At 45.8% G+C, this 11,379-nt stretch carries 9 protein-coding genes; 5 read left to right on the top strand and 4 right to left on the bottom strand.

The window, feature by feature from the left end:
- The first annotated feature begins 83 nt into the window (after nucleotides 1-83).
- Nucleotides 84-653: an outer membrane protein gene (locus RHEIN_RS13475; protein ID WP_008899528.1), complete on the top strand. Its 570-nt coding sequence runs from the start codon at nucleotides 84-86 to the stop codon at nucleotides 651-653.
- Between the two features lie 119 nt (nucleotides 654-772).
- Here the strand turns inward: RHEIN_RS13475 and RHEIN_RS13480 are convergent, their stop codons facing one another.
- A complete protein-coding gene (locus RHEIN_RS13480) occupies nucleotides 773-1,657 on the bottom strand; it encodes an MBL fold metallo-hydrolase (RefSeq protein ID WP_008899529.1) in 885 nt (294 codons plus the stop codon).
- A 172-nt stretch (nucleotides 1,658-1,829) separates the two neighbouring features.
- Here RHEIN_RS13480 and RHEIN_RS13485 point away from each other — a divergent pair, with 172 nt between their 5' ends.
- The gene (locus tag RHEIN_RS13485; protein ID WP_008899530.1) at nucleotides 1,830-2,723 is read left to right on the top strand and encodes a LysR family transcriptional regulator; all 894 of its coding nucleotides are present in this window, start codon (nucleotides 1,830-1,832) and stop codon (nucleotides 2,721-2,723) included.
- Between the two features lie 62 nt (nucleotides 2,724-2,785).
- Here the strand turns inward: RHEIN_RS13485 and RHEIN_RS13490 are convergent, their stop codons facing one another.
- The 3 genes from RHEIN_RS13490 to RHEIN_RS13500 all read right to left on the bottom strand — a co-directional run bounded on the left by RHEIN_RS13490 (nucleotide 2,786) and on the right by RHEIN_RS13500 (nucleotide 7,571).
- Nucleotides 2,786-4,876 (bottom strand): amidohydrolase family protein, encoded by a 2,091-nt coding sequence (locus RHEIN_RS13490; RefSeq protein WP_008899531.1) that lies wholly within the window; start codon nucleotides 4,874-4,876, stop codon nucleotides 2,786-2,788.
- Between the two features lie 212 nt (nucleotides 4,877-5,088).
- A complete protein-coding gene (locus RHEIN_RS13495) occupies nucleotides 5,089-5,493 on the bottom strand; it encodes a hypothetical protein (RefSeq protein ID WP_008899532.1) in 405 nt (134 codons plus the stop codon).
- A 110-nt stretch (nucleotides 5,494-5,603) separates the two neighbouring features.
- Entirely contained in the window at nucleotides 5,604-7,571 is a 1,968-nt protein-coding gene (locus tag RHEIN_RS13500; RefSeq protein WP_008899533.1) for a type II secretory pathway, component PulD, read from the bottom strand.
- Nucleotides 7,572-7,899: 328 nt separating this feature from the next.
- Here RHEIN_RS13500 and RHEIN_RS13505 point away from each other — a divergent pair, with 328 nt between their 5' ends.
- From RHEIN_RS13505 to RHEIN_RS13515, 3 genes are all read left to right on the top strand, one after another.
- Entirely contained in the window at nucleotides 7,900-8,583 is a 684-nt protein-coding gene (locus tag RHEIN_RS13505) for a response regulator (RefSeq protein WP_008899534.1), read from the top strand.
- 56 nt (nucleotides 8,584-8,639) lie between these two features.
- Entirely contained in the window at nucleotides 8,640-9,875 is a 1,236-nt protein-coding gene (locus RHEIN_RS20475) for a sensor histidine kinase (RefSeq protein ID WP_008899535.1), read from the top strand.
- A 388-nt stretch (nucleotides 9,876-10,263) separates the two neighbouring features.
- Entirely contained in the window at nucleotides 10,264-11,187 is a 924-nt protein-coding gene (locus RHEIN_RS13515; protein ID WP_008899536.1) for a chemotaxis protein CheV, read from the top strand.
- The last annotated feature ends 192 nt before the right edge of the window (nucleotides 11,188-11,379 follow it).

Raw genomic sequence — 11,379 nt, forward strand, 5'->3', positions numbered from 1 at the left:
ATTTAGCCGTTACTATTTACTAACAAACTTATTTCAGATATAAAACCGCCGCAATTATTTCACTAAATAAAATAGGACGTTTTATGTTGTTTAAAAAAATGGTGTTGGTTGGTGCTTTAGCAGGTAGTTTTGCAGTTCAGGCTGATATGCAGAACTTTTACTTTGGTGGTCAGTACAACAAAACTACTTTAAAAGCCAGCGGTGGTGATGCTTCTGTGGATTTTGGCAGCCTGACGGCATTGGCAGGTTATTCATTCAATGACTATTTTGCAGTAGAAGCCCGTTTAGGAACTGGTGTAAAAGATGAATCTGACCGCGACGGCGACTACAGCGAAAAGTTTGGCGTCGATCTGCAAACTATGTTGTTAGCCAGAGCCAACTACAGTTTGTCTGATGCTTTTTCAGTTTTTGCTGTTGCAGGCTACAGCAAAACTGATTTTGGCTACAAAGAGACAGGTTCTTCGTATTCGTTCTCAGAAACAGATACGGTCAATGGTATCGCTTTAGGCCTGGGCGCTGAAGTTAAATTTGCCAACAATTTTGCTGTGAATCTGGAATACATTCAACTGCCGGATGAAACCTTCACTGAAGGGCCTTATGAGATAAAAGCTAAGTCCAGCAATCTGTCTGTTGGCCTGAATTACTACTTCTAAAAAGCTCCTCTAAAGCCAGAACATCAGTCGGATGTTCTGGCACATTTTGTTACCCTCTTTGAACTTTGCTCTTTAAGCTGACTTTTGCCAAAAAAGTGTTACTTCAGCAGAGGGGCAGGCTATTGACCCCACTTCATTTCGCCCTTAATGACTTTAGCGCTTAAACCTAAAATGCTGTCACCGCCAATAGCAGGGTAGTTCTTTTTCATTGCTGCTATTAACTCAGCTGAATTGGCTGAAGTGCTGGCTGCGGCTTCAAAGTCTTGTATGTAGTTGCGGGTAAAAGTCACAGCCTGCACCGTCATAGGCTTGTCACCCAACACGTGGCCTGGGATCACAGTCTCTGGTTTTAATTGTTCAATCACATTCAGGGTTTGATACCAGTTCTGGCGTGATTCAACGCTTTGTGTGTCGGCTAAAAACACGTGCATATTGCCAAAGACCACAACACCACCCAAAACAGTTTTACTGGAAGGGATCCAGACAAATGTGTGTTTAGGGTCATGGCCTTTCAGTCCAACAATTTTGACCTGTTCGCCGTCAACCAATAAAGTGTCACTTGTCATCACTTCTGGCACCACCAGTTTCTGTGGTGCATTTTCTTTCAGTATCGGTCCCCAATAGGCATTTTTCGCATCCATAGATTTTTTGATGTAATTTTGCGTTTGGGCAGAGGCCAGCACTTTGGCATCCGGATAAGCCGCAGTGATCAGATCCAGACCAAAGTAAAAATCCGGATCGCCATGGCTGATATAAATAGTCGTCAGTTTTTTACCTGATTGTTTAATCAGTTCGACGACAGACAAGGCATCATTCCGTTGAAATTGGGCGTCCACTAAAATAGCTTCAGTTTTACCTGTAATTAAAACTGAGCTGACAGGAAAAGTGCTTTTTTGCTGAGGGTTAAAGACTGTGGTTTGCAGTGGCGCACTGAATGCGTTGGCTGCTATAGACATCATGCCTAACAAAGCGCCCGCCTGAACTAATCTGGATAAAAATTGCATAATCACCTCTGAAGTTGTGGTCCGTTTTAAGGGGTAGCAGTGGCAAGCCGTATTATTCGGTTGCGTTTTAGTCAATTCACGACTGGAAGAAAAGTGTATGTTGCAAATGGCTTGCAATAAACCATAGATCTGGCAATAGTTAATTGCATAAATCGAACATATAGTGAAAAGAATGGACAGAATTAAAGCGGCTGAAGTTTTTGTAAGTATTGTAGAGCAGGGCAGTTTAGTCGGCGCTGCTCAGTCGCTGGATATGTCACGTTCCATGGTGACCCGCTACCTGGCTGAAATGGAGCAATGGGCCAGTGCTCAGTTGGTTCACAGATCCACCCGCAAACTGACTTTGACAGCAGCAGGTGAAAAAGCCTTCAGTAATTGTCGAGCTTTGTTGGATTTAGCCAAAGAAGTATCGACACCTTTAGAGCACAATGCAGTGGCCTTACCAGAAGGCACTATCCGTGTTTCCTGCTCACAATTTATTGCTGAGGATTTATTGCCCCGGGTCGTTGATGCCTTTTTGGATGACTACCCCAAAGTGCGTATTGACGTGCATGTCAGTAATCAGGTGACGCATTTGGTGGAGGACCGCATCGATTTGGCTATCCGTATTACCAACGAATTGGACCCGAATCTGATTGCCCGTTCGCTTGGGGTTTGCCGCTCTGTGTTATGTGCAACTCAAAGTTATCTGAAACAGCATGGTTATCCGGTGTACCCTGATGATTTAGCCGCACATAACTTTTTAATGTATTCCAATTTTGGTAAAAGCCTGTGGCATTTCACTAAGGATGAACAGCCTCTGGTTGCTGCAGTGTCTGGCAACTACAGCGCAAATGAATCTTCGTTGTTACTGCATGCTGTATTAAAAAACCGGGGTATTTCTTTACAGCCCCGGCATGCGGTACAGGCACTTATCAATGAGAACAAACTTGTACATGTATTACCAAACTACGAACCCGTTTCACTGGGGATTTATGCGGTCTATCGCTCCAGAAAACATCAGTCATTGGCGCTGCGAACTTTTATTGATCGGCTTGTTCCTTATTTTAAAAATACAGAAACCTGAGCGCTGTCTGAGCAACTAAGCCTCAGTATAGGCCTGAGGCTTTATGCTTTGAAAAATTTAAATTAATGCAAATGCCGGTGTCCTTGCCGGGTTTTGCCGCCACCTTGTGCTGTTTCTGTCGCAAAGTCGCGGATTTTCACCTGTCCTTTGACAAAAGGTTCAACGCCCAGCTTGCGGTATAAGTCAGTTGGAACCATAGCTTTGCCCTGGGTGATCACCAGGGCCAGTTTGCGGATATCGGCAATATTTTGGGTTGGGTCGCCATCTACCAGCAATAAGTCGGCGTCAAAACCCACTTTAATCTGGCCTTTGTGCTGCTCCACTTTGCTGTAGCGTGCACCGTTTAACGTAGCAACCTGCAAAGCTTCGGCTGCTGTCAGTCCGGCTTTCACTAATAACTCCAGTTCACCCTGTAAAGTAAAGCCAGCCAGCTCGTCTGTGCCTGCCACCACCGGAATGCCAGCTTTGTACATCAAACCAACAAATTCGACCATTTTGGCGTAGGATTTGGCATAAAGCTCGGCTGAGGCCTGATCAGGTATATCCAGTTCTGCTCTGGAGTAAGAGCGCTGAATATCAGGCGGTAGATGGCTAACTATGGCGCGCCACGGCTCGCCTACAGTGCCATCGGTTTTTTTCAGGAAATCAAAAGTAGCCAGTGTAGGGTCCACTGTCACGTTATTGGTTTTTAACAGCCGGATAAAATCCTGCACTGCTTTGCCCTGCAAATCCAGATTAGCCACTTGTTTGGCAGGCAGGTAAAAACGGTCTAAGGTGCGGGTATCTGTGTCGGGTTTGACTAAAAAATTCAGCATCAGCTGGTTAATATGCTGAATTTCATCAAAACCAGCTGCTATGGCGTCTTCAGCTTTGAGAAAAGCAGGTACATGACCGCTGACCCGCAAACCACGGCTATGAGCGTAAGTTACAGTTTCTTTAAGAATTTCTTTTGGAAACGAGTTATAAATTTTCAGCTGCGGATAACCATGGGCTGCATACCAGTCGATGGCATTTTTGGCTTCTGCTAAGTCTTTAATCACAAAACCATTGCGGGCAGAATAGGCGCTTTCGCCTTCTAAAAAGCCTGTTGGAACTATAGTCGGGGCCAACAACTTATCAGCACTGATTTCATCCATCATCTGCTGCAAAGTGGCGTTGTCATTGCCCATATCCCGTAAGGTGGTGACTCCGGCTGCTAAATGCAGCGGGCCTTCCCAACGAGAAAGGTGGCCATGCATATCAAACAAGCCTGGTAACACAATACGGTTGGCTGCATCAATTTCATGAGCGACCGGGCTTTGTAAGGTTCCGGCTGGCACTATGCTGGTGATTTTGCCACGCAGCAGGTAAATGTCGCTGCTTGCGCTTAGTTTCAGACTTTGGCTGTCAAAAATACGGGCATTACGCACTACAGTCAGGCCGGTTAACTTTTTGGGTAAGCCAGCCAGTTTTTCCAGCAATACAATTTCTGCTTTTTGCTGCATCTCCAGCATAGCTTTAGCATTGTGTTGCCAGCCATCTTCAATCAATGTCAGATAACCAGAAGCTAAATAAGCAAAAAGTCGCGGTGTATCGCCTTTGGTGGCCCAGACAAAATTGGGTTCAAAACCTACTCCTGTTTGCACCAGTAATTGAATCTGTTGTTTTTCGCCGCCGTTATCCACCATCAATTCGCTGACCACTTGCTGGGTTAAAGTGCCGCTGGGCAATAAAGGTAAAGAGTTTTTGCCACTCTTTGCCATAGCAGCTATGGCAACAGAAGCCAGATAAGGCGAGCCATCGACAGGTAAATACAGGGCATTGGTTGAGTAGGAAACCTGGTGTTGTTGCTGGCCTGTGCTCCAACTGGCGTTATTGCCTTCAACTTTAAAGCTTTCATTAATGACAGAGCCAAAGGTGGTATTGCCTTTGGCCTGATACTGCTGAATAAAGCCTTCTTTGTTTAAGCTGATTTTTTCATCCAGTTCAGGGCCACGGCCATTGTCTTTGAAAATATAACGAACGCTGATTTCTCCGCTGTCACTGATCTTCACTATCTGCTCGCCGGCTTTTACGCCGTTGTCGACCAGAATAGTGTAAGAATATTGTTCATCCGCCCAAACCGGGCTGGAGCAAACCAATAAAGTCAGCAGGCTTAATGCTTTGAATTTCATATGAGTTCCATGGTTTTTGTTCTGTCGATCACAGCTTAAAACAAATTAAGCTCAGGCCATATAAAAATTAAAGTCAGGGTGATAGTGCAAGTCAGGGGCAAGGGCTGAACAGAGTGCGGCATATAGAACAACAAACGGGTTGCTGGAGAAATACGCAACCCGCTGAATATCAAAGGTTAAATCTGTTCCCTACAGGGCTTCAGACAAAACAATTATTGTTTTGTGTATTCGGCTGCTGCAGGGCCTTTTTTGACGACTTTGTAACCTACTTTGGCTTCCATTTTTTCGCAAATGTCAGCACTTTCACCTGGATTGACAAAGCCTTTGTTACCTACGTCTTCACATTTCCAGCGTTTTACTTCCTGCCAGTTTTTGGCTTTGAGCTCAGCAGTAGTTTCAATTTTTTTCTTCATTTTGCTGATGGCTTCATCACATTGCTTTTTGTATGACGCATCTTTGGTTCTGGCTTCGTATAACAGGCCTACTTTACCCGGTGTATCTGTTGAAATAAAACCACAGAGGCGTGAGCCTGACTGAGCATGAGCCTGGCCTGCAGTTAATAAAAGCACTGCTGTTGCAGCAATAGATAAAGTGAAATGTTTTTTCAGGTTCGTCATTAGGTAGCTCCGGTTGTTGTGGGTCAGGATGACCATCAGGTTTGAGTGATCTGATGGGCGCGACCTGTCCAGTTAACGCGCAATAAAATCTATGGGTTAAACAGTCTGATTTAAGGTTCAGTCACCTCTTGTAAAATGTTTTGCATCCGTGGCAGGGCAAACCAGTCATCCAGTTGGATATCGTTGGTTCTGGCGTTAAAAGCACGAACTTTGCGCGACATAGGCTGAGTGCGGGCCATCAGATCAGGCCATTTTTCGCCTAGTTCTTTGTGGGCAAACTGGCGCAACTCTTTAATAGTCTCTGCGGGCTCTTCAGCTTGTATCTCTGCGGTTTCGGCGCCTTGAAGTGTTCTGTCGTAGCTTGGAACCCTTCGTGGGGTGATCAGGATCAGTACAGATTTTTTATAGGACTGTTGGGTATTTCTTGAAAACAGGTTTTTTACACCCGGAATATCTTTAATCAAAGGCACACCTGAGCTGCCGGAAATGACTTCACTTTCCACCAGGCCGGATAAAATCAGGGTTTCATTGACTTTGACACTGCTGGCGGCGGACACCGTATTTCTTGAAGTTTGCACGGATTGCGAGAAGGTGGAAGAGCCGGTAATAGGTTCAAAAAAGGTGCGGGCGGCTTTGACGTTCAACAGCATATGTTCATCGTCAATAAAAGTGGGGGTAACTGACAGACTGACCCCTACATTGATTTGATTAAATGAACTTGAGCCACCATCGCTGCCAGCCAGCCCCACCGCAATATTTGAACCCGAGAAAAACTGTGCAGACTGCCTGTCCAGCACCAATAAGCTGGGGCGGGCCACCACTTCGGTGGTTTGTTCTGTCACATTGGCAATATTCAGCGAATAGGCAATAGCCCCGCCTGCTGAAGTACCCAAACCTATATCTCTGGTTAAGGTGGTGTTGGTGACGCCAGGCTCACCTGAGGTGGTCGTGGTTATTTTATTGGTGGTGTTCTGAATGCTGACAGCCAGATTATCCAGCAAATTTAACCCTGTGCTGGACGTATTCAACTGGTTGTTTCGCAAAATCACCACATCAATGACGGCCATTTGTGGCAAGGGCCGTCCTAAACAAGGTGAGGGCAGGCTCGGCAATACTTTGGTTTCATCCACAGCCACACCTTGAGTCGTTGAATCGTCTGAACCTGAATCTGTTTCTGATGTTTCTGCAACTGGTGTAAGCCGTTGTACGCAGTCAGACCAGGCATACATCAACGGGCCTGATGCATCGGCGGTTTTTACTGAGGCTGCAGGCTGAAGGAGAGACACTATGTTGCTCTTTTCATGGGGCAACTGGTTTGTATCATTTAATTGATACGAGTTTTGCCACTGCGTCAGACGTTGACTGAGTTTTTGCTGGTCTTGTGCATTGAGGTTCTGCTGTGCGCTCTGATAAAGCTTCATGGCGTCAGCCGTTAATCCGGCTGAACTATAAATAAGAGGGGCGATACGGCTTGTGGTTGCATCCAGAGGCGCTATGTTTTGCAGTCGTTGTATTGCCCATAACGCCAGCTCAGTTTCCCCCAGATAATAAGAAGCGCTGGCCAGCAACTGCAAGGATTCCGGATCAGCGGCATCCAGCTTCAGGGCGTAGGCCGCAGCAAGCTGAGCTTGTTTATATTGTTTATTTTCAAGGTACAAATGAGCCAGCTGTAACACGGCGTTTTGTGAGTCGTGTTGTTGTTCCAGTGCGATCAGGAAACCTGTTTCAGCCAGTTCAAATAAATCCCGCTCACCATGGCGGCTGCGAATTTGATAGGCCAATGCATTGGCTGTATGTAAAGCTGCATTGTGCATATCCAAAGAAATAGCCGTATTAAAGGCCTGATTTGCTTTTGTTGCATTGCCCTGGGTTAGAGCCGCTATACCTTCAGTCAAATTTTGTTGGACCGGGCCTGTTGGTTTTTGCAGGTAACGTTGGCTGGCAACGGCTCCAGCACTCAGGTGGCCGGATTGACCAAAAGGAGTGGTGTTGGCTGTACAGGCCACTAAGCTACAAACCGCCAGTGAGACTGCAATGGGATACAGCTGTCTCGGCGGAAACGGACCTCGTTTTAGCATGGGTACAGCTCCTGTTGCCTGATATATACATTGGGTCGTTGAGTGACTTTGTGTTTTACCTTGTGGCGTTTTTTTGTTGTTTTGTCATCTGGACTGGCATTCATCATAGGCGCTCAGTCAGGAGTCAGTCTGTCACTAGAACTAGTGACAAATTGAAGGCTAAACAACAATTTAGTTAGGCTATACTCGACGATCTGTTTGGGGCACTACCCAACAGCACTGCTTGGCAGCATTTGGCAACGACAGTGAAAAACAGAGTGTTTTTCCTTTACGCCGATAAAGTGATAAACAAGGATAGCCTTTCCGTCTTTTGAGGTAGTTTTCGCCTATGCCGCAGCAAATTAATCCGTCCGTTGTGCGAGTTGCCTTAGTGGATGACGACACAGGTTTTCAAAGGGCTGTTGCAGAAGCGCTGAAGTTGGCGCCAGATATGGCTTTAGTCTCCGTCAGCGGAACTCTGGCAGCAGGCTTAAAACTACTCAAAGCGCCGCCAGTGGATATATTAATTGTCGATTTGGGTTTGCCTGATGGTTCAGGTATCAACCTGGTGCAACAGGCTTATCAGCAATGGCCTACCTGCAACATTATGGTCAGTACCACCTTTGCCGATGAATCCAATGTGATGAAGTCGCTTGAGGCCGGTGCTACTGGCTATTTATTAAAAGACAGCAGCCAACAGAATTTAATCAGTGAACTCCGTAGTTTGCATTCGGGGGGCAGCCCTATTAGTCCGCTGATCGCCCGTAAAATACTGATGCGGTTCCGGCCAGAGCAGGCATTGACTAAAGCTCCTGTGAAGGCGGATGAGAGCTGTGTTACTCTTTCAGCCAGAGAACAAGAGGTATTGGAGTTAATCACCAAAGGTTTTACCTCCAATGAAATTGCGGCTTTAATTTCCGTCTCTCATCACACTGTACTGACGTTCATCAGGCGTATTTACGCCAAACTGAAAGTAAATTCTAAAACCGAAGCTATTTATGAAGCGAGGATCCAGGGGTTACTGGACAAATAAGCTGTTGTTTTTAATCCCAAGAGTGAAACTTACTCTGTACTGAGTTGAGCCTGAATATGTATAACCCGTTTCGTCTGGCAGAACCACAGATCTTACAGCAACAACTCACTCTGGTCATGCGGCACTTTCGCAGCACTCTGGTGATTATTCCCATTTGTTTGTTGGTATGGTGGACACTTTGGAATGAAGTCAATACGCCCTACCTGCACTGGTGGGCGGCTGGGGCTGTTTCGTCCAACCTGCTGCTGCAACTTTACAGCTGGTATTGTCTGAACCGCACAAGGCTTGAGGTGAAAGTCCGGCGTAAAGCCATGATATATACCGTACTGCATCTGGTTGACGGTTGCATCTGGGGGCTGCTGAGCTGGCTGGTGCTTAGTAATGTCAGTGACGTTGAAGGCATTTTAGTGATGGGGGTTTTTGCCGGCATGTTAGGGGGGAGTCTGGCAACCTTGTCGCCTGTTCCGCTGTTTTATCTTGCTTTTGCCTTGCCGCAAGTCACAGGTATCATTTCTAAGCTCTGGTTTATGGAAGACATTATTTACCATTCCTTGGCTATGGCGGGTTTTTTGTACTTTTTGGCCTTGCTGGGCCAGCTGTTGAACAGCACTAAAACAACATTGTCCGCTATTACCATGACCTTTGAACTGGCCAGCAGTAATGCAAAATTGCGTGCTATTGAAAAATCTCAGACACTGGAGCAGGAACGACAAAGGCTGATGCAGGAAATGCATGACGGTTTAGGTTCGTCTCTGGTCAGTGCTTTACGAGTGGTTGAAAATGGCAAAATGCAGTCGGGTGAATTGGCTGGTGTACTGAAAGACTGTATTGACGATTTGAAACTGGCTATTGATTCTATAGAGCCTGTCGATGACGATTTATTGCTGCTGCTGGCCACTTTGAGGTTTCGTCTGGGGGCCAGGCTTGAAAATACCGGCATTCGTTTGCAGTGGAAGGTAGCGCAGATCCCGCCGCTGGACTGGCTCGATCCCAGAAGTTCTCTACACGTTTTACGGATTTTGCAGGAAGCCTTTACCAATATCATCAAACACACCAAAGCCACGGAAGTAACACTGAGTACCAGCCTGGATGCTGAGCATGTGCTTGTTACTGTGACTGACAATGGCTGTGGCTTTGAATTGAATGATGCCATTCAAAGCGGTGGCAGGGGGCTTGCCAGTCAATTACACCGGGCTAAAGCTATTGGTGCAGAGGTGAGTTGGTTGTCAGACAGCAAGGAGACGTCTGTGATGTTAAAGCTGCCGATAAAACAGAAATGTGAGTTTGGTTAAGTGGATTGGTTTTTGTCTGGTTTCATTCCCCTTGCCACAGCCTGAGACCCTCACTTTATTAATATAAAGTTTATTTTTTCCGCTGTTTATCTGTTGTATGCCAGCTATGCTATTAACTCATTCGCATTTTTTCTGTTTTGTAGTGTCAGCTCTGTTTGTACACTGTTGCTAAATTTTAGTTTTTATCGTATTTTTCATTTTGAGGCGATAAGCTATGATACAGATCAAGAGTGTGACCAAAAGCTGTCTGTATAATAAATCGAGCCTGGGTTAAAATAAAAGTTAAGTAAATCTGATATTTAGTCGATTAGCTAAGTCAGTACTACTCTGTGTTGGTGCCATAAAGCCTGTCTGGGCGACAAAATTTTAGTAAGAAGAGGTGTACCTTATGACCAGTTTGATGAATTCAGTTGACCAACGCACCAATATTGTCGGTCAAAATCGCCTCGAACTTCTGATGTTTCGTCTGCATGGGCCTCAGCCTTATGGCATTAACGTATTTAAGGTGCGTGAAGTGATACGTTGCCCTGAACTTAGCGAATTGCCAGGCGCCAATCCTCATGTGCGTGGTATAGCGCATTTACGTGGTGTGCCTGTGACAGTGATTGATTTAAGTCAGGCCACTGGCGGTAAACCAATTTCCGATTTGTCCAATGCTTTTATTCTGGTGACTGAATACAACCGTAATACCCAAGGCTTTTTAGTCGGTGGGGTAGACCGTATTGTCAACGTCAACTGGGAGCAAATTTTACCTCCGCCTCATGGCGCAGGCCGTTCACATTATTTAACTGCTGTGACTGAAGTTGATAAAAAACTGGTGCAAATTATTGATGTGGAAAAAGTATTTTCCGAAATATCTCCGGTAGATGAAACTGTCAGTGAAGCGGTGAAAGACAAAGCGAAAAACGCAGACTTTAAAGATTTAACTGTCTTAGTGGCTGACGACTCAGCAGTAGCCCGTAATCAGGTGAAACGTGCTTTATCTACCATAGGTATTAATGTTGAAACTGTGAATGATGGCCGTCTGGCGCTGAATTGGCTCGAAGCAAAAGCCCAGGAGTTGGGCGGCGATATCTCCAGCAGAGTACCACTCATTATTTCTGATATCGAAATGCCGGAAATGGATGGTTATACCTTAACAGCTGAAGTAAAAGCCAACGAGCATTTACGTCATGTGCATATTATTCTGCACTCCTCTTTAAGTGGTGTTTTTAACGAAGCCATGGTGAAAAAGGTGGGTGCTGATCAGTTTATTGCCAAGTTCCATCCTGATGAGTTGGTGTCGGCGGTACAGCAATGGATGAATAGCTAAAATACCCGTCGTCCTTGAAGCCGCAGCTTTGTTGACTGCGCTCCTAGCCCCAGTCACATAGGACTACTATGCTCCTGGGGTCTAGTTCACTTGTCGCCTTGCTGCAACTCCAATTACTTAGGGTAAATACACGTCGTCCTTGAAGCCGCAGCTTTGTTGACTGCGCTCCTAGCCCCAGTCACATAGGACTAC

Source organism: Rheinheimera sp. A13L, from assembly GCF_000217935.1.
Taxonomy (GTDB): Bacteria; Pseudomonadota; Gammaproteobacteria; order Enterobacterales; family Alteromonadaceae; genus Pararheinheimera.